The sequence below is a fragment of the Stenotrophomonas sp. 116085_Sma genome, from assembly GCF_056479585.1.
In genome coordinates this window covers 1,522,181-1,539,373 of record NZ_CM151057.1, presented here as the reverse complement: position 1 = coordinate 1,539,373, position 17,193 = coordinate 1,522,181, and the positions used below count along the sequence as shown (strand labels likewise).

Sequence of the window (17,193 nt, the reverse complement as noted above, 5' to 3'; positions counted from 1 at the left end):
CCGGTCCGGGTGCCTGTGCGCCCGGACCGGACCTTTGCTTACGCGCCCTCGGCGTGGAGCCGCTCGATGAAGGCCTGCAGGCTCATGCTGCCCAGATCTTCGCCAGAACGCGTACGCACCGCCACAGCCCCATTTTCCTTCTCGCGGTCACCGATGACCAGCAGGTAGGGCACGCGCTGCAACGTATGCTCGCGGATTTTATAGCCGATCTTCTCGTTACGCAAATCCGAGCTGACGCGGAAGCCTTGCTCCGCAAGGGTTTTGGTCACACCCGAGACGTAGTCGGCCTGGGCATCGGTGATGTTGGCCACCACCACCTGGGTCGGGGCCAGCCAGGCCGGGAACTGGCCGGCATGGTGCTCGATCAGGATGCCCAGGAAGCGCTCCATCGAGCCGACGATGGCGCGGTGCAGCATGACCGGGTGCTTCTTCTGGCTGTTCTCGTCCACGTACTCGGCGCCCAGGCGGCCCGGCATCATGAAGTCGACCTGCATGGTGCCCAGCTGCCAGGTACGGCCGATGGCGTCCTTCAGGTGGTACTCGATCTTCGGGCCATAGAAGGCACCCTCGCCCGGCAGCTCCTGCCATTCCACGCCACAGGCGGTCAGTGCCGAGCGCAGCGCGCCTTCGGCCTTGTCCCAGGTGGCGTCGTCACCCAGCCGCGATTCCGGGCGCAGGGCGATCTTGATCTGGATCTCGTCGAAGCCGAAGTGCTGGTAAACCGCCAGCGCCTGCTGGTGGAAGGCCGTCACTTCCGACTCGATCTGGTTTTCCGTGCAGAACACGTGGCCGTCGTCCTGGGTGAAGCCACGCACGCGCAGGATGCCGTGCAGCGCGCCGGACGGCTCGTTGCGGTGGCAGGAACCAAACTCACCATAGCGGATCGGCAGGTCGCGGTAGCTGTGCAGGCCCTGGTTGAACACCTGGATGTGGCCCGGGCAGTTCATCGGCTTGACCGCGTACGTGCGCTTCTCCGATTCGGTGAAGAACATGTTGTCCTGGTAGTTGTCCCAGTGGCCGGACTTCTTCCACAGGCTCACGTCCAGGATCTGCGGGCAGCGCACTTCGCCGTAGCCGCTGTTGCGGTAGACCTTGCGCATGTACTGCTCGACCACCTGCCACAGCGCCCAGCCCTTGGGGTGCCAGAACACCAGGCCCGGCGCTTCTTCCTGCAGGTGGAACAGGTCCTGCTGCTTGCCGATGCGGCGGTGGTCGCGCATCTCGGCTTCCTCGATGCGCTTGATGTACGCCTCGAGCTGCTTCTTGTCGGCCCAGGCGGTGCCGTAGATGCGCTGCAGCTGTTCGTTCTGCGCGTCGCCACGCCAGTAGGCGCCGGAGATGCGGGTCAGCTTGAAGGCCTTCAGGAAGCGCGTGTTCGGCACGTGCGGGCCGCGGCACATGTCCACGTATTCCTGGTGGTAGTACATGCCCATCGCCTGGATATCGTCGGACATGTCCTCGATCAGGCGCAGCTTGTAGTCCTCGCCACGGGCCTTGAAGATCTCGATCACTTCCGCGCGCGGCGTCATCTTCTTGATGACGTCGTAGTCCTGGGCGATCAGCTCACCCATGCGCTTCTCGATCGCGGCCATGTCGTCCGGGGTGAACGGGCGCTCGGAGTAGATGTCGTAATAGAAGCCTTCGGCGATCACCGGGCCGATCACCATCTTCACGTCCGGGTACAGCTGCTTGACGGCGTGGCCGACCAGGTGGGCGCAGGAGTGGCGGATGATCTCCACGCCCTCCTCGTCCTTGGCGGTGATGATGCGCAGGCTGGCATCGTGGTCGATGACGTCGCTGGCATCGACCAGCACGCCATCCACGGCACCGGCGATGGTGGCCTTGGCCAGGCCGGCACCGATCGACTGGGCGACGTCCATGACGCTGACGGGGGTTTCAAACTCGCGGCGGCTGCCGTCGGGAAGGGTAATGTTGATCATCGCAGTGGCTTCGTGCGGGGCCCGCGGGGCGGGCTGGAAAGCGGTCCCGGGGCGGCGCCCGGGCAATAAAAAAGCGCCACGAGGGCGCCTGGAACACAGGGCCTTCGGGGGCAGGTCAACAGTGGGCGGTGGTAGTGCTCATGTCGCACGCTCGGCCGGCGCTGGGCGCGGGCCACCTTGTTCCAGTCGGGGAGTGTGATGATCTTAAACCAGCGCACCGGAAAGCCCAAGGGCTACCGTACGGTCCGCTGAATGGCCGCCGCTGGCGGCGTGAAAACGCAATGACTACCATGTGCACGCAGCCCGCCCCGTGCCAGCCTGCCCGCTTTCCCCCAGGACCTCGTGATGCGCCACCCGCTCCGACCGGCTCCCGCCGGCCCCGCCCGTGCCCCGCGTTCGCCGGCCCGCTGCCGCGGCAGCCGTCCGCAATGATCACCGTCGGCCTTTCCACGCTCGGCTTCTGCAGCCTGGGCATGCTGGCGGCGATGTTCTCGGCGCTGGCCTTCTATGCCGCCTCGCCGCACTGCCGCTGGCCGCGCCTGCGCCGCGCCGGTCGCCTGGGCCGCCAGATCGGCCTGGTCGCGGCCGCCGCTGCGCTGTGGCTGTGGATGGCAGAACTCGGCTTCGCTGCCGGCCTGGTGGCGATGCTGTGCACCTGGATGCTGGCGGCGATGCTGTTGCCGGCCCTGGCCGCCTGGCACCGTCCCGGCCCGGAGTCGCCCTGATGTGGCCGCGCGCCTTCGCTGGCATCGTCGCCGGTTTCTTCCTGGCCGCCGCCGCGACCGGCCTGCTGGCATGGCTGCCGCCCGGCCCCTGGCAGCGGGCGCTGGTGCCGTCCCTGATCGCTTTCATCCCGCTGTGGATGCTGGCCGCCCTGTGGGCGTTCAGTTTCCGCAGCGCGCTGCGTGCCTGGCTGGTGCTGGGTGGCAGCGCCGCCGCCGGCTTCGCCGTGCTTGGGCTGCTGCGCCTGTTCGGCGCGGTGCAATGAGACCTGCCCCATGAAGTTCAGCTCGCAGACCCTGCGCACGTTCACCACCCTGCATACCTGGGTCGGCCTGGTGGCTGGCTTCGGCCTGTTCGTGGCCTTCTACGCCGGTGCGTTGACCCTGTTCCACCACGATCTGCCGCTGTGGCAGACGCCGGGCGCAGCCACTGCGCTGCCGGCAGGACTGGATGATGCGCAGTACCTGCTGGAGGACGTACTGGCCACGCATCCGGAAGCCCGCCGCCACGTCGGCATGACCTTCCCCGGCGCCGACCACCCGCAGCCACTCGCGTACTGGCAGGCCGATGACGGCAGCTGGCGCTACGCCTGGCCGGGTCAGATCGCCGGCAGCCCGACGCCGCCGCAGACCGGGCTGGCGGAACTGGTCAACGAGCTGCACTACAGCCTCGGCCTGCCCGTGGCCGGCATCTACGTGATGGGCATCGTCAGCCTGCTGTACGGCATGGCCCTGCTGAGCGGCCTGGTGATCCATCTGCCGAAGCTGCTCGGCGACCTGTTCGCGCTGCGTCCGGGGCGCAACCTGAAACAGCTGTGGCAGGACGCGCACAACGTGATCGGCGTGCTGAGCCTGCCCTTCCACCTGATGTTCGCGGTGACCGGGGCCCTGCTCTGCCTGGTGTTCGTGCAGATGGCCCTGCTCAACCCGCTGATCTTCGACGGCAAGGCCCTGCAGGCCGTGCCAACAGCGATGGACACCGCACCGGTGCGTGAAGCGACCGGCATCCCCTCGCCGCCGGGCAGCCTGCGCGTGCTGCATGCGCGGGCGCTGGAAGTGGCGCGCGCACAGGGCGTGACCAGCTTCGAGCCGGCCTACCTGAAGCTGGCCAACGCCGGCGACGCCAACGCCACCATCGAGATCACCGGTGAATCCACCGGCACGCTCGGCCCCCTCGGCGCTGTGGCGCTGGACGTTGCCACCGGCAATGTACTGGCGACCCAGCTGCCGGGCCAGCGCGACGCCAACCACGCCACGCTCAGCGCCGCCTATGCGCTGCACTTCGGCGAGTTCGGCAACGGCGTGGTGGTCTGGCTGTACTTCCTGCTCGGCCTCGGCGGTGCGTTCCTGTTCTACTCGGGCAACCTGCTGTGGATCGAGTCGCGGCGCAAGCGTCGCCAGCCGCAGCAGCCGCGCGCCGGAGTAAACATGGCACGGGCCACGGTCGGCGTGTGCATCGGCCTGTGCGTGGCGATCTCGGTCGCGTTCCTCACCGCGCTGGTGCTGGAACGGCTGGCGCCGGCGGCGGTAGACCATGGCATCCGCTGGGCCTGCTTTGGCAGCTGGGCGGCCTGTGCGCTGTGGGCCGCGCTGCGACGCCCGGCGCAGGCCGCACGCGAGCTGCTGTGGGCGGCGGCGATCAGTACCGCGCTGGTGCCGGTGCTGCACGGCGCACTCAATGGTGACTGGCTGTGGCGCGCTGCCTCGCAGGGCCAGTGGCCGTTGTTCTGGATCGATGCCATCGCGTTGGCCATGGCCTTCGGCTTCGCCCGCCTGGCAGTCGCCAGCCAGCGTCGCGCCCGCAACGGCGATCCGAACAGCGTCTGGGCGAACTGACGCGTCGCCCCGCATGGTCCGGCGCTACCGGAGCAGTTGTGCTTCGTCGGGGTAATGGCTGACTTCGATCAGGTTGCCATCCGGGTCGCGGAAGTACACCGATTCGATCGGACCCAGCGCGCCGGTGCGTGCAACCGGCCCCTCCTCCACCGCAACGGACTGCGCCTGCAGGTGGGCCAGCACATCGGCCATGGCGGTACGCGTGATCAGGCAGAGATCGGCGCTGCCCGGCGTGGGTTGCAGCGCATGCGGCTGCAGCGGGGCGCTGGCCGGATGCAGGTTGATCTTCTGCCGGCCGAACTGCAGCGCGGTGCGGCCGGCGCCGAAGCGCACGACCTGCATGCCGAGCACGCGCTGGTAGAAATCACAGCTGCGTTCGATGTCGGCCACGGTGAGGACCAGATGGTCCAGGCGTTCGAGATGGATCATGCCCGCAGCGTAACGCTGCGGGCATTGCCACGATGTGCGGGGTTGGGCCGATGGCGTTGCCGCATCCGCCGCCAGCGGGTGGCTCAATCGCCGATGCGGGCTTTCTGCCACGGGCCGAGCATGGCGTTGAGCAGGCTGGCCTGTTCGTCGTCGCCGGTCAGCTCCCACATGAACACGCCGGCCAGGCCCTGCTCGCGGGCGAACTGCGCACGCAGGCCGATCGAGCGCGGGTCCTCATAGCTGATGAAGACCTTCTGTTCGGCGTTGTACAGCCACGGGCTCTGCGCCTGCGGCTGCCAATGCTTCGTCCAGCCCGGCTGGTCGAGATAGCGCGCCTTGATCACCCGCCAGTCGCCGGCATCGGCCGGTGCACTGTAGGGCTGGTACAACCCATCCGGGGCATCACCGGTCACCTTGAAGCCGCGCCCGTAGAACGGCACGCCCAGCACCAGCTTGCCGGCCGGTACGCCGTGCTCGCGGTAGAACTGCACGGCACCGGCCACGTTGTTCCAGCGCCGCAGTTCCGGCGCCAGTGGATCGGCCGCCACCTCATGCAGCGGTGCGTTGAAGGTCGACACCGCCGAGAAGCCGGTGCCCATGTCGTAGCTCATCAGGTTGATGAAATCGAACACCTTGGCCAGCGCCGGCAGGTCGTAGCTCGCCGCCGGATCGTAGGGGCCATCGGTCTGCAGGCGACCGGCGGCCAGCGCGGCGGTCAGCAGCATCGGCTGTCCCATCTTGCGACCGCGCGCATCGAGTGCCACGCGGAACGCCTGCGCGAGCCGGGTCAGGTTGGCGCGGTCCTGCGGACGGTGCGCCAGCTCCTTCGGGCCACCACTGACCGGGAACTCCCAGTCGATATCCACCCCATCAAAGCTGCCGGCGTGGCGATCGAAGAACAGCACCATGCACGAATCCACCAACCGCTTGCGGCTGGCCTCGGTCAGCGCCGCATCGGAGAACCCGCCCGCGCCCCAGCCGCCAATCGAAATAAGCGTGCGCAGGTGCGGGTGTGCCTTCTTCAGCTCGGCCAGCGCGGCGAAGTTCTTCGGTGCTTCCGCACCGATCGTGCAGCGCCCATCCTCGATGGTCGAGAACGCGTAGAACAGGTGGGTCAGGCGCTCGGCCGGAATGCTCGACACCGGATAGCGCTCGGCGGAACCGCCGGGGTAGTAGGCACCGAAGATCGGCGGCTGTGCGGGCGCGGCGTGCGCGGCAATGGGCAGGGCGCCGGCAATCAGCACGGCAAGGACGGCCACGGTCTGGCGGAACATGGAATCTCCCGGTTCGAAGGCGCCGCCACGTTAGCAAACCGATGAGGCCATGGGACCGATGTCGTGGCATGTCGTCCAGTGGACAGCAACGATCAGCCAGAGGGCGACAACGTGGCAGTCATGCCACTGCCATCATGCATTGCAGCAGGACACGCACCGACGCAGCGCACCCGGCCCCCTGCATCGGCTAAGGTGGCCGCGGATCTTCAACCGCACATGGACATGAGCACCGATCACGACACCACTCCCGACGGCGACCTGCTGGACGGCGCATCCCTCGACGAACACCAGATACTGGAAGCGCGCGCCTACGACGCGTTCCACGAAGGCGACCTGCCGCAGGCGGTGGCGCTGTTCGGCGAACTGATCGCCATCGCTCCCGAGGTGCCCTACCTGCACTACATGCGCGGGCTGGCGCACAAGTACCTGCGCGACTGGGCGGCCTCGCTGCAGGACAACCTGCGATCGGAGCAGCTGCGCGGGGAATTCGATGTCGCCACCGCCTGGAATGCCGGGATCGCGGCCACCGGCATGGCGGACTGGGCCGAAGCACGACGCCAGTGGATCCGCTGTGGCATCACCCTGCCCGAGGGCGAAGGCCCGATCGAGGGCAGCTTCGGCGTGGCCTGCATGCGCCTGGCGCCGTGGTCCGATGCCGAGGTGGTGTACATGAGCCGCATTGATCCGGTGCGTGCACGCATCGACAACGTACCGCTACCCGAAAGCGGCTTCCGCTTCGGCGACATCGTGCTGCATGACGGTGCGTCGACCGGCCGACGTACGTACGGCGAACACGAGGTACCGGTGTTCAACGCAATGCAGCGCCTGCAGCGATCGGACATGGCGACCTTCACCGTGTTCGTGCAGTGCGATTCTGCCGATGACATCGCTGCCCTGGGGGCCATGGACCTGCCCGGCATCGGCATGGTCGAGGACTGGACCGCGACCGTGCGCCGGCTGTGCCGCCGCTGCAGCTATGGCACCCCGCATCAACATGACGACGATGCAGAGGCCGTCGAAGAAGGTACCTGGGCGCGCGAGCGCGATCTGGGCATTGCCGCGCAGGGCCGGGCTGCGGTGGAGAAGCTGCTGGCGACGTGGACCGCCGCGGCCCCAGGACGCGTGCTGGAGGCCATCGAACAGCGAGAGCATGCGCTGAGTGACCCCGAGCCGGGCCAGGTGTGGTGGCTGGGCGAGGAAGAAGAGGAAGAGCGCGTCAACCCGGGTTGACACCTGCGAGCCTTGTGGCACAGGGCCTTCAGAATTCTTCAGGCCGGTTTCCAGCACTTCAGACGCAGCGCAGGCTCAATCGGGCTCCCTTTGATGGAGTCCGACGATGCGTTCGATCCTGCCTGCCCTCACCCTGCTCTGCGCCATCTGCAGCCAGCCCTTCGCTGCCCGCGCCACCCCACCGGACCAGCCCCGTCTGCAGGCCCTGCAGCAGGCCATCGCCAGCGATGAACTGAAACAGATCCGCAGCGTGCTGCTGCAGGTCGATGGCAAGGTCGTCTACGAGGGCTACTTCAACGGTGCCGACGCGCAGACCCTGCACGACGTGCGATCGGCCAGCAAAGGCGTGACCGCGCTGCTGGTCGGTGCAGCCATTGGCGAAGGCACCCTGCCCGGCGTGCAGGCCCGGGTGTATGACTACTTCCCGACGTTCACTGCCCAGCACGCGGTCGACCCGCGCCTGCGTGCCACCACCGTGCAGGACCTGCTGACCATGAGCAGCCTCTGGGAGTGCGATGACGAAAACCCGTTCTCGGCCGGCCACGAGGAACGCATGTACGTGTCCGAGAAGTGGCTGGACTTCACCCTGGGCCTGCCGGTGAAGGGCTTCGCGCCGTGGATGCAGCGGCCGGAGGACAGCCCGCATGGGCGCGCGTTCGCCTACTGCACCGCCAATCCGTTCGTTCTGGGCGCGGTACTGGAGAAAGCCAGCGGCCAACCGCTGGCCGACTACGCCGCGCGCGTCCTGGAGCGACCGATGGGCATCACCCGCAGCCAGTGGAACCGCTCGCCGGAGGGCATCGGCATGGGCGGCGGCGGCACCCGCTACCGCACGCAGGACCTCGCCCGCTTCGGCCAGCTGGTGCTCGATGGCGGCCGCTGGCAGGGCCGCCAACTGGTACCGAAGGATTACATCGAGGCGATGGTGCGACCGCAGACGAGCACCTCCGACGGCAGCGACTACGGCTACCAGTGGTGGGGCCTGAAGCTGGACGTGCAGGGTTCACCGCGCACGGTGTGGGCGATGTCCGGCAATGGCGGCAACTACGTGTTCGTGCTGCCCGAGCAGCGCGTGGTGGCGGTGGTCACCAGCCAGGCGTTCAACCGCAACTTCGCCCATCCGCAGTCGCGGCGCATCCTCACCGAGTTTCTGCTGCCGGCGCTGCGCTGAGCGCGGCCAGGTCGTCGGGTCGCCAGCTGGCGGCCAGCACCTGCGCACGTTGCCGGGCAATGTCGGCGTCCAGGCGCTGCAGCAGGGCCGGCCAGCCGGGCGCGCTGCGCAGGCGGACGAACAGCGGCGTGGCACGCAGCCACGCCACGTCGCGGAAGCCGTCATCGACCGCCTGCTGCAGTGCCGTCACCGCGTCGCCTGCATGGCCCTGGGCCTGCAGCAGCAGCGCCCGCTCCAGCGCCGCATCGGGCCAGCCGTCGCCCGCTCCCGCGCTGGTAGCGAGCTGCTGCAGGCGCTGGTCGATCCAGGTGGCGTCCGCAGCCTGCGCGCCATGCAACGCCGCCAGGGTCTGGCCCAGCGATTGCTGCGGCCGCAGCTGGCGGCCACGCTCGAACGCGTCGGCGGCGCCTGCAGCGTCGCCGGCCAGCAACGCCAGTTCGCCCTGCAGGCGCAGCAGCTGCGGATGCGGCGTGCCACGCGCGAGCGCTTCATCCAGCGCCTGCCGGGCCCGCTGTGGCGCGCCGGCCAGGTACAGGCTGCGGCCAGGCGATGTTGGAGAACACGTTGTCGGGATACAGCTGGAAATTGCGCGCGTGGCGATCCGCGGCCGCCTGGGTGAAGCCGAGCAGTTCGAGCTCGCGCGCGACCTGCACGTCACGGAAGCGGATGCGCTCGGGCGCCTTCAGGGACAGGTTGGCCTGCAGCGCCGTGGCGAGCTGGCCGCGTTCCTGCTGCAGGTAGGCCAGCGATGCGCGGCTACGCTCGTCGCCCGGCTCGAGTTCGATCGCGCGGCTGTAGCCGGTGATCGCCTGGCGCATGTCGCCAATGCAGTCCTGCGCATACCCCCACAGAGCGTGCGCGGCGGCATCGCCGGGTGTGCGCTGGAGCTCCTGCTCGGCCAATGCCAGCGCCTCGCGCAGCTGCTCGGGCGTGCCGTTGAACAGGCAGCCCTGCGCCGCCAGCGCACGGGACAGGCCGCGCCGTGCCGGCGTGGATTCGGGATCTGCCTGCAGCGCCTGCCGGTACAGGGTGATGGCCACGCGGTTGTTGCTGGCCTGGCCGATCCCCGCGTAGTACTCGGCGCGCTGCAGCAGCGACTGCCCTGCCCCCTGTGGCGTCGACCGGGGCCACAGCAGCAGCGTGGCCACCACGCCCAGCACCGCGACAGCCGCCACGCCCCAGCCGAGCCTGCGGGCGCGCGAGGATGGCGCAGGCGGCACGCTGGCCGGCAACGGCGACGCACACAGCTGGTAGCCACGACCACGTACCGAACGGATGTAGCGCGGGCGCCGGCTGTCATCGCCCAAGGCCTGCCGCAGCAGCTTCACCCGCTGGCTGACCGCATCCTCGCCGACCACCGCCGGTGCCCAGACCTGGGCGGCCAGGGTGTCGAAATCCACGACGTCGTTGCCGTGCTGGAGGAGTACGTCGAGCAGGGTCCAGCTGAGGCCGCTGACGGGCAGGATCTCGCCGTTGCGACTGACGCGTTGCGCCGAGCGATCGATATCCAGGTCGAGCAGGCGCAGGGTGTCCATGGGCGAAGCATAGCGTTGCGGCTGCGCTGGGAGACAGGCGAAGAAAAAGCGGGCCGAAGCCCGCTTTTTCATTTTGGCGATTCCAGAAGTGTGTCAACCAAGGTTGACACCTACCGGGAACCAGCTCGGTCGATTACTCGGCGCTGACGGCGTCGCCTTCTTCCACGGCCTTCATCGACAGGCGGATACGGCCCTGCTTGTCGACTTCCAGCACCTTGACCTTGACCACATCGCCTTCCTTCAGCACGTCGCCGACCTTCTCGACGCGATCGCTGGAGATCTGCGACACGTGGACCAGGCCGTCCTTGCCCGGCAGGATCGTGACGAACGCACCGAAGTCCATGATCTTGGCGACCTTGCCTTCGTAGATGCGGCCCGGCTCGACGTCCGAGGTGATCTGCTCGATGCGGGCCTTGGCGGCCTGGGCAGCGATGGCATTGACCGACGCGATGACGATGGTGCCGTCGTCCTGGATGTCGATCTGGGTGCCGGTTTCCTTGGTGATGGCCTGGATGGTCGAACCACCCTTGCCGATCACTTCGCGGATCTTGTCCGGGTGGATCTTGATGGTCAGCAGGCGCGGCGCGTAGTCCGACAGCTCTTCGCGCGGAGCGGTCAGGCCGTGGGCCATTTCGCCCAGGATGTGCAGACGGCCAGCCTTGGCCTGCTGCAGGGCCTGCTTCATGATCTCTTCGGTGATGCCTTCGATCTTGATGTCCATCTGCAGGGCGGAAATGCCCTCAGCGGTACCGGCCACCTTGAAGTCCATGTCGCCCAGGTGATCTTCGTCACCCAGGATGTCGGACAGGACGACGAAGCGCTCGCCTTCCTTGACCAGGCCCATGGCGATACCGGCAACCGGCGCCTTCACCGGCACGCCCGCGTCCATCAGGGCCAGCGACGAGCCGCAGACCGAGGCCATCGACGAGGAACCGTTCGACTCGGTGATTTCCGAGACGACGCGGATGGTGTACGGGAAGGCTTCCAGCGACGGCATGACAGCCAGCACGCCGCGCTTGGCCAGGCGACCGTGGCCGATTTCGCGGCGCTTCGGGCCCATCATGCGGCCGCACTCGCCCACCGAGAACGGAGGGAAGTTGTAGTGGAACAGGAAGTTTTCCTTGTACTCACCGGCAACGGCGTCGATGACCTGGCCGTCACGGGCGGTGCCCAGGGTGATGGTCACGATGGCCTGGGTTTCGCCGCGGGTGAACAGCGAGGAACCGTGGGTACGCGGCAGCACGCCGGTCTTCACGGCGATCGGGCGGACGGTGTCCAGCGCACGACCGTCGATGCGGACCTTGGTGTCCAGCACCGAGTCACGCATGGTGCGGTATTCCAGCTCGCCGAATTCCTTCGACAGCTCGGCCGGGTTCCAGCCCTCGGCAGCCACGCGGCCAGCCAGGGCTTCGAACACGTCCTTCTTGATCGCCGAGATGGCGTCGCGGCGCTGCAGCTTGTCGCGCACCTGGAAGGCTTCGCCCAGGCGCGGGCCGATGGCTTCCTTCAGGGCGGAAATCAGCGCGTCGTTCTTGGCCGGGGCTTCCCAGGTCGACGGCTTGGTGCCGGCTTCGACGGTCAGCTCGTTGATCGCGTTGATGACCTTCTGCATTTCGCGGTGACCGAAGGTCACGGCGCCCAGCATCACTTCTTCGGACAGCAGCGCGGCTTCGGATTCAACCATCAGCACGGCGTTGGAGGTACCGGCAACGACCAGTTCCAGCTGCGAGTCAGCCAGTTCGCTGACGGTCGGGTTCAGGATGTACTCGCCGTTCTTGTAACCGACCTTGGCAGCGCCGATCGGACCCATGAACGGGGTGCCGGCCAGGGCCAGGGCAGCCGAGGCGCCGATCAGGGCCGGGATGTCGCCGTCCACGTCCGGGTTCAGCGACATGACCGTGGCGATGATCTGCACTTCGTTCTTGTAGTCTTCCGGGAACAGCGGGCGGATCGGACGGTCGATCAGACGCGAGATCAGGGTTTCCTTCTCGGTCGCACGGCCTTCACGCTTGAAGAAACCACCCGGGATACGGCCGCCGGCGTAGAACTTTTCCTGATAATCGACGGTCAGCGGGAAGAAGTCCTGGCCTTCGCGCGCGCTCTTGGCGGCGACGGCGGTGACCAGCAGTACGGTGTCGTCCATCTTGACGATGACGGCACCGCTGGCCTGACGGGCGACTTCGCCGGTCTCGAGCGTGACGGTGTGCTTGCCGTACTGGAAGGTTTTGGTGATTTTTGCCACGGAGGGTGTCCTTGGGGATGCTGTCTGCGAATTTGGACCGTCGGCGACCCTTGCCGCCAGCGGGTGGCCGGATCGTTCCGGCCTGAATCGGGGATTGCGGTGCTACAAAACAAAACCGCGGCGCATCGCTGCGCCGCGGGGGATTCGTTGCTTAGCGACGCAGGCCAAGCTTTTCAATCAGGGCCTTGTAACGCTCGACGTCCTTCTTCTTCAGGTAGTCGAGCAGGCTGCGACGGCGGTTGACCATCTGCAGCAGGCCGCGGCGGCTGTGGTGGTCCTTCTTGTGGGTCTTGAAGTGGCCGGTCAGCAGCTCGATGCGGGCGGTCAGCAGGGCCACCTGGACTTCCGGGGAGCCGGTGTCAGCCGAGCTGCGCTTGTTGTCTTCAATGACCTTCTGGGTGTCGATCGACATTTCTTTTTTCTCTGTGATGCGTGGCCGGCAGGAACGCGCTTCGCGCACCGCCAGGCTCGCCGTGGACTACGAGGATGAAACCTGCGCGAGGCAGGCTGCCGGAAAACGGCCGCGAAATTGTAACGGTCGGGGGGGCCGGGAACAAGGTCCGGGGCTGAACCACCCTGCCCCGTTCAGAGGTTGAAGCGGCGCTGCGGGGCCAGCAGCCCGCTGTCGTCGACCTGCCCGAGCCCCTGGACAGCATCGTCCGGACCGAACACGGCGACCAGGCCATGCGGCCAGGACGGGTCGCGCTGGCGCTGGCCGACGCAGAAGCGGTGGGCCTGTCCGGCATCGAGGTCGACCCGCGGGTATTCCGCCAGCCCCGCCGCCAGAGGCAGCAGCAGCGCGTCCATGCCCGCCTCGTCGCCGGCCTCGACCATCGCCCGCAGCTGGTCCAGGGTGACCATGGCCGGTTCGCGGAACGGCTCCACCCAGAGCCGGCGCAACGCGCTGATATGGGCGCCACAACCCAGCGCCTCGCCCAGGTCGCGGGCCAGGCTGCGGATATAGGTGCCCGATCCGCAGGTCACGCGCAGGCGCAGCCGTTCCGGCTGCTGCTCCAGCACCTCGATGGCATGCACCTGGACCTCGCGCTCTGGCGCTTCGATGACATCGCCACGGCGGGCCTTCACATACAGCGGCTCACCGCCCTGCTTCAACGCCGAATAGATCGGGGCACGCTGGCGGATGCTGCCGCGCAGCGGCGCCAGTGCGGCCTGCAGCGCTTCGGCACTGATCACCGGCACCGGGCGCTGCAGCAGCACCTGGCCTTCGGCGTCATCGGTATCGGTGGTCTGGCCGAGCACGATCTCGGCGTCGTAGGCCTTGGCCGAGCCGAGCAGCAGGCCGGCGATCTTGGTCGCCTCGCCGAAGCACAGTGGCAGCAGGCCGGTGGCCAGCGGGTCGAGGCTGCCGGTGTGGCCACCCTTCTCGGCGCGGAACAGGCGGCGGGCCACCTGCAGGGCGGCATTGGAGCTCATGCCGGTCGACTTGTCGAGCAGCAGGATGCCATCCAGGCGGCGGAACTGAATTCGGGTCATGACAGGATGTTGTAGAGCCGAGCCATACCCGGCTGCCGCAGCGCGGCCGGCACAGGCATCGCGTTGCCGGAATGGAAAGACGCCGGGCATGGGCCCGGCGCTGGCTTATTCTTCGTCGCTCTCGCGACGCTTCTCCGCGGCCAGCGTATCGGGCAGGTCGCGCAGGATGTTGTCGATGTGCTCACCACGGTCGACCGAGTCGTCGTAGTGGAAATGCAGCTCCGGCACGTGGCGCAGCTTCATCGCACGGGCCAGGTCCATGCGCAGGCGGTAGCCCAGCTCCTTCAGGCCGGCCACGGCTTCAGCCGAACGCTCCGGCATCAGCGCGGTGACGAACACCTTGGCATGGGCCATGTCGCGGGTGATTTCCACGTCGGACACGCTCACCGAGGGCAACCCGTGCTCGCGCACGGCGTTGTGCACCAGGGTGCCGAGTTCACGGCGCAGCTGGGCGGAGACACGGTCGGTTCGATGGAAAGTCTTGGGCACGCGGTCAGGCTCTTGATTTGAATGTGACCCGACCAAGGTCGGGCCCTACCAGGGAAGGCGGCCCGACCGAGGTCGGGCCCCACCAGGGTGGCGGACCGGTCCGCGAGGACCGGCCCCTTGCAGCATTACAGGGTGCGCGGCACTTCGATACGCTCGAAGCACTCGATCTGGTCACCCGGCTTGACGTCGTTGTAGGCCTTCACCGCGATACCGCATTCGGTACCGTTGCGGACTTCCTCGACGTTTTCCTTGAAGCGGCGCAGCGATTCCAGCTCGCCTTCGAAGATCACCACGCTGTCGCGCAGTACGCGGATCGGCTTGTTGCGCTTGACCACGCCCTCGATGACCATCGAACCGGCGACGGCGCCCAGCTTGGAACTGCGGAAGACGTCGCGGACCTCGGCGATACCGATGATCTCTTCACGGATCTCCACGCCCAGCAGACCGGAAGCCACCTGCTTCACCTGATCGATCACGTCATAGATGATCGAGAAGTAACGCAGGTCCACGCCATTGGATTCGATGATGCGACGGGCCGAAGCATCCGCACGCACGTTGAAGCCGATGACGGTGGCCTTCGAAGCGGCCGCCGAGTTGGCGTCCGATTCAGTGATGCCGCCCACGCCGGAGTGGATAACGTTGATGCGGATGTCTTCGTTGGACAGCGCGACCAGTGCCTGGCTGAGGGCCTGCACCGAACCCTGCACGTCGGCCTTGATGACCAGGTTGAGGACCTGCTGGCCCTCGCCCTTGCCCAGGGTCGCCATGATGTCTTCCATGCGGCTGCCGGCGGTGGCGACCAGGCGCGATTCACGGCGCTTGGTCTCACGCTGCTGGGCAACGTCCTTGGCCAGGCGCTCGTCCTCGACGACCACGAAGTCGTCACCGGCTTCCGGCACGCCGGACAGGCCCAGGACCTGCACCGGGATGGACGGGCCGGCGAACTCCGGCTGCTTGCCGGTTTCGTCGAACAGCGCACGCACGCGGCCGTACTGGATGCCGCACACCAGGTAGTCTCCCTTCTTCAGGCGGCCCTGCTGCACCAGCACGGTGGCGACCGGGCCGCGGCCCTTGTCCAGCGACGATTCGATCACCACGCCCGAGGCGCGGCCTTCGTCGACGGCCTTCAGTTCCAGCAGTTCGGCCTGGATCGAGATGGCGTCCAGCAGGTCGTCGATGCCCAGGCCGGTCTTGGCCGAGATCTCCACCATCTGGGTATCACCACCGAAATCTTCGGCCACGACCTGCTCGGACAGCAGTTCGTTCTTGACCCGCATCGGGTCGGCGTCGGACTTGTCGATCTTGTTGATCGCCACGATCAGCGGCACACCCGCCGAACGGGCGTGCTGGATCGCTTCCTTGGTCTGCGGCATGACGCCGTCATCGGCGGCCACGACCAGCACCACGATATCGGTCAGCTTGGCACCGCGGGCACGCATCGAGGTGAAGGCAGCATGGCCCGGGGTATCCAGGAAGCTGATCACGCCCTTCGGCGTATCCACGTGGTAGGCACCGATGTGCTGGGTGATGCCGCCGGCTTCGCCGGTGGCGACCTTGGTGCGGCGGATGTAATCCAGCAGCGAGGTCTTGCCGTGGTCGACGTGGCCCATGATGGTGACCACCGGCGGGCGCTGGGTGGCTTCGCCCTGGTTTTCACCGGTCGAGGCCAGCAGTGCGTCTTCGGCGTCGTTGTCGTTGGCACGGATCGCCTTGTGGCCGAGTTCTTCGGTCACCAGCGCGGCGGTGTCATGGTCGATGGACTGGGTGATGGTGGCCATCACGCCCATCTTGAACAGCGCCTTGACCACCTCGCCACCCTTCAGCGCGAGCTTCTGCGCCAGGTCGGCCACGGTGATCGTGTCGCCGATCGCCACTTCACGCACCACCGGCGCGGTCGGCCGCTCGAAGGCGTGCGGACCGGCATTGTTGCCACCGCGCGACATGTCGCGACGGCCACCGGCTTGGTTACGCCCGCCCGGACGACCACGGGTGTTGCTGTTGTTGCTGTTGCCACGACGCGCGCGGTCGGCAGCCGACAGGTGCATCTGGCCGGCGAAACGGTCGCCCGGGCCACGCTCGTTGCGCGGTGCGCTGCGGTTGTTGCGGTCGTCGTTGCGCGGCGGCGGCGGTGCACTGCGCGGCGCAGCCGGAGCGGCGGCCGGAGCACGCGGCGGGCGCGGCGCGGTTTCATCGATCGGAGCGCGCTTGGGCTTGCTGGCAGCCAGCGCCTCGGCAGCCTTGGCGGCAGCCGCAGCTTCCTCGGCGGCCTTCTTCTCGGCCTCTGCGCGTTCCTTGGCCGCAACCTCTTCTTCACGGGCACGGACGATGGCTTCGTCGCGCAGACGATCCTTCTCGGCCAGGGCCTGCTGTTCGGCAAGGTTGCGGGCACGCGACTCTTCCAGCTTGCGCAGGATGTCGGCGCGCTCTTCGTCCGGCGTCATGGCGCGAGCACCATCCTTGACGTAGGTACGCTTCTGGCGCACCTCGACATTCACGGTCGTCTTGCTGCGACCGGAATTGACCGTCACTTCCTGCTGCTTCCGGCGGTTGAGCGTGATCTTCTTTGCAGACTGATCGGTCTCTTCCGGGGCCTGCTCGGGCTTGCCGTGCGAACGACGAAGGAAGCCCAGGAGCTTTACCTTCTCGGAGCTGGTCACGACCTGGTCGGGACCGCTGAACTTCATGCCGGCACCGGCCAGCTGTTCCAGCAGTTTTTCGACCGGCGTGTTGACCAGTTCGGCAAGCTTGCGGATGGTGGTTTGCTGCGACATTCGGATCCTATGATCTTGTGGGCGCCCCCCCGCATCTGGAGGTGGCGCGGATTCTACGCC

The 17,193-nt window shown here is 67.4% G+C and carries 15 protein-coding genes; 5 read left to right on the top strand and 10 right to left on the bottom strand.

Annotated elements, in window-relative coordinates; genetic code table 11:
* Positions 1–38: 38 nt before the first annotated feature.
* A complete protein-coding gene (thrS, locus tag ACZK0Z_RS07090; protein ID WP_049430379.1) occupies positions 39–1,940 on the bottom strand; it encodes a threonine--tRNA ligase in 1,902 nt (633 codons plus the stop codon).
* Between the two features lie 428 nt (positions 1,941–2,368).
* Between thrS and ACZK0Z_RS07085 the strand changes: the two genes are divergently transcribed.
* The 3 genes from ACZK0Z_RS07085 to ACZK0Z_RS07075 are packed head-to-tail and all read left to right on the top strand — an operon-like array spanning position 2,369 to position 4,498.
* Positions 2,369–2,665: a hypothetical protein gene (locus tag ACZK0Z_RS07085; RefSeq protein ID WP_049434122.1), complete on the top strand. Its 297-nt coding sequence runs from the start codon at positions 2,369–2,371 to the stop codon at positions 2,663–2,665.
* Positions 2,665–2,928: a hypothetical protein gene (locus tag ACZK0Z_RS07080; RefSeq protein ID WP_049427283.1), complete on the top strand. Its 264-nt coding sequence runs from the start codon at positions 2,665–2,667 to the stop codon at positions 2,926–2,928. The genes ACZK0Z_RS07085 and ACZK0Z_RS07080 overlap by 1 nt, the downstream gene beginning before the upstream one ends.
* A 10-nt stretch (positions 2,929–2,938) precedes the next feature.
* Positions 2,939–4,498: a PepSY-associated TM helix domain-containing protein gene (locus tag ACZK0Z_RS07075; RefSeq protein WP_049427282.1), complete on the top strand. Its 1,560-nt coding sequence runs from the start codon at positions 2,939–2,941 to the stop codon at positions 4,496–4,498.
* 24 nt (positions 4,499–4,522) lie between these two features.
* Here the strand turns inward: ACZK0Z_RS07075 and ACZK0Z_RS07070 are convergent, their stop codons facing one another.
* Entirely contained in the window at positions 4,523–4,927 is a 405-nt protein-coding gene (locus tag ACZK0Z_RS07070; protein ID WP_197620254.1) for a VOC family protein, read from the bottom strand.
* 83 nt (positions 4,928–5,010) lie between these two features.
* A complete protein-coding gene (locus ACZK0Z_RS07065; RefSeq protein ID WP_197632661.1) occupies positions 5,011–6,201 on the bottom strand; it encodes a glycoside hydrolase family 18 protein in 1,191 nt (396 codons plus the stop codon).
* 222 nt (positions 6,202–6,423) lie between these two features.
* On the opposite strand from ACZK0Z_RS07065, the gene ACZK0Z_RS07060 reads away from it, so the two are divergent.
* The gene (locus tag ACZK0Z_RS07060) at positions 6,424–7,431 is read left to right on the top strand and encodes a tetratricopeptide repeat protein (RefSeq protein WP_285310378.1); all 1,008 of its coding nucleotides are present in this window, start codon (positions 6,424–6,426) and stop codon (positions 7,429–7,431) included.
* Between the two features lie 106 nt (positions 7,432–7,537).
* Positions 7,538–8,602 carry a serine hydrolase domain-containing protein gene (locus ACZK0Z_RS07055; RefSeq protein ID WP_080354967.1) on the top strand — a complete coding sequence of 355 codons (1,065 nt, stop codon included), beginning with the start codon at positions 7,538–7,540 and terminating at the stop codon, positions 8,600–8,602.
* Here ACZK0Z_RS07055 and ACZK0Z_RS07050 read toward each other — a convergent pair.
* The 7 genes from ACZK0Z_RS07050 to infB all read right to left on the bottom strand — a co-directional run bounded on the left by ACZK0Z_RS07050 (position 8,571) and on the right by infB (position 17,133).
* On the bottom strand, positions 8,571–9,032 hold the full coding sequence (locus tag ACZK0Z_RS07050) for a hypothetical protein (protein ID WP_336339708.1): 462 nt from the start codon (positions 9,030–9,032) through the stop codon (positions 8,571–8,573). The two genes, ACZK0Z_RS07055 and ACZK0Z_RS07050, sit on opposite strands and share 32 nt — an antisense overlap.
* A 58-nt stretch (positions 9,033–9,090) precedes the next feature.
* The gene (locus tag ACZK0Z_RS07045) at positions 9,091–10,137 is read right to left on the bottom strand and encodes a winged helix-turn-helix domain-containing protein (RefSeq protein ID WP_336339707.1); all 1,047 of its coding nucleotides are present in this window, start codon (positions 10,135–10,137) and stop codon (positions 9,091–9,093) included.
* A 133-nt stretch (positions 10,138–10,270) separates the two neighbouring features.
* Positions 10,271–12,379 (bottom strand): polyribonucleotide nucleotidyltransferase, encoded by a 2,109-nt coding sequence (pnp, locus tag ACZK0Z_RS07040; RefSeq protein WP_049427272.1) that lies wholly within the window; start codon positions 12,377–12,379, stop codon positions 10,271–10,273.
* Between the two features lie 151 nt (positions 12,380–12,530).
* Entirely contained in the window at positions 12,531–12,791 is a 261-nt protein-coding gene (gene rpsO / locus ACZK0Z_RS07035) for a 30S ribosomal protein S15 (protein ID WP_005410445.1), read from the bottom strand.
* Positions 12,792–12,964: 173 nt separating this feature from the next.
* Positions 12,965–13,873, bottom strand: a complete 909-nt coding sequence (gene truB / locus ACZK0Z_RS07030) for a tRNA pseudouridine(55) synthase TruB (RefSeq protein ID WP_336339706.1) — start codon at positions 13,871–13,873, stop codon at positions 12,965–12,967.
* Positions 13,874–13,978: 105 nt separating this feature from the next.
* Complete coding sequence (gene rbfA, locus ACZK0Z_RS07025; protein WP_005410447.1) at positions 13,979–14,362, bottom strand: 30S ribosome-binding factor RbfA; 384 nt, start codon at positions 14,360–14,362, stop codon at positions 13,979–13,981.
* Positions 14,363–14,487: 125 nt separating this feature from the next.
* Positions 14,488–17,133 (bottom strand): translation initiation factor IF-2, encoded by a 2,646-nt coding sequence (gene infB / locus ACZK0Z_RS07020; RefSeq protein WP_049427045.1) that lies wholly within the window; start codon positions 17,131–17,133, stop codon positions 14,488–14,490.
* Positions 17,134–17,193 lie beyond the last annotated feature (60 nt).

Excerpts from the sequence above, each read along its gene's own strand:
- ACZK0Z_RS07055 (WP_080354967.1), top strand. The coding sequence starts at position 7,538 with ATGCGTTCGATCCTGCCTGCCCTCACCCTGCTCTGCGCCATCTGCAGC.
- infB (WP_049427045.1), bottom strand. The coding sequence starts at position 17,133 with ATGTCGCAGCAAACCACCATCCGCAAGCTTGCCGAACTGGTCAACACG.
- ACZK0Z_RS07080 (WP_049427283.1), top strand. The coding sequence starts at position 2,665 with ATGTGGCCGCGCGCCTTCGCTGGCATCGTCGCCGGTTTCTTCCTGGCC.
- ACZK0Z_RS07060 (WP_285310378.1), top strand. The coding sequence starts at position 6,424 with ATGAGCACCGATCACGACACCACTCCCGACGGCGACCTGCTGGACGGC.
- ACZK0Z_RS07065 (WP_197632661.1), bottom strand. The coding sequence starts at position 6,201 with ATGTTCCGCCAGACCGTGGCCGTCCTTGCCGTGCTGATTGCCGGCGCC.
- thrS (WP_049430379.1), bottom strand. The coding sequence starts at position 1,940 with ATGATCAACATTACCCTTCCCGACGGCAGCCGCCGCGAGTTTGAAACC.
- truB (WP_336339706.1), bottom strand. The coding sequence starts at position 13,873 with ATGACCCGAATTCAGTTCCGCCGCCTGGATGGCATCCTGCTGCTCGAC.
- ACZK0Z_RS07045 (WP_336339707.1), bottom strand. The coding sequence starts at position 10,137 with ATGGACACCCTGCGCCTGCTCGACCTGGATATCGATCGCTCGGCGCAA.
- ACZK0Z_RS07070 (WP_197620254.1), bottom strand. The coding sequence starts at position 4,927 with ATGATCCATCTCGAACGCCTGGACCATCTGGTCCTCACCGTGGCCGAC.
- ACZK0Z_RS07075 (WP_049427282.1), top strand. The coding sequence starts at position 2,939 with ATGAAGTTCAGCTCGCAGACCCTGCGCACGTTCACCACCCTGCATACC.
- ACZK0Z_RS07085 (WP_049434122.1), top strand. The coding sequence starts at position 2,369 with ATGATCACCGTCGGCCTTTCCACGCTCGGCTTCTGCAGCCTGGGCATG.
- rpsO (WP_005410445.1), bottom strand. The coding sequence starts at position 12,791 with ATGTCGATCGACACCCAGAAGGTCATTGAAGACAACAAGCGCAGCTCG.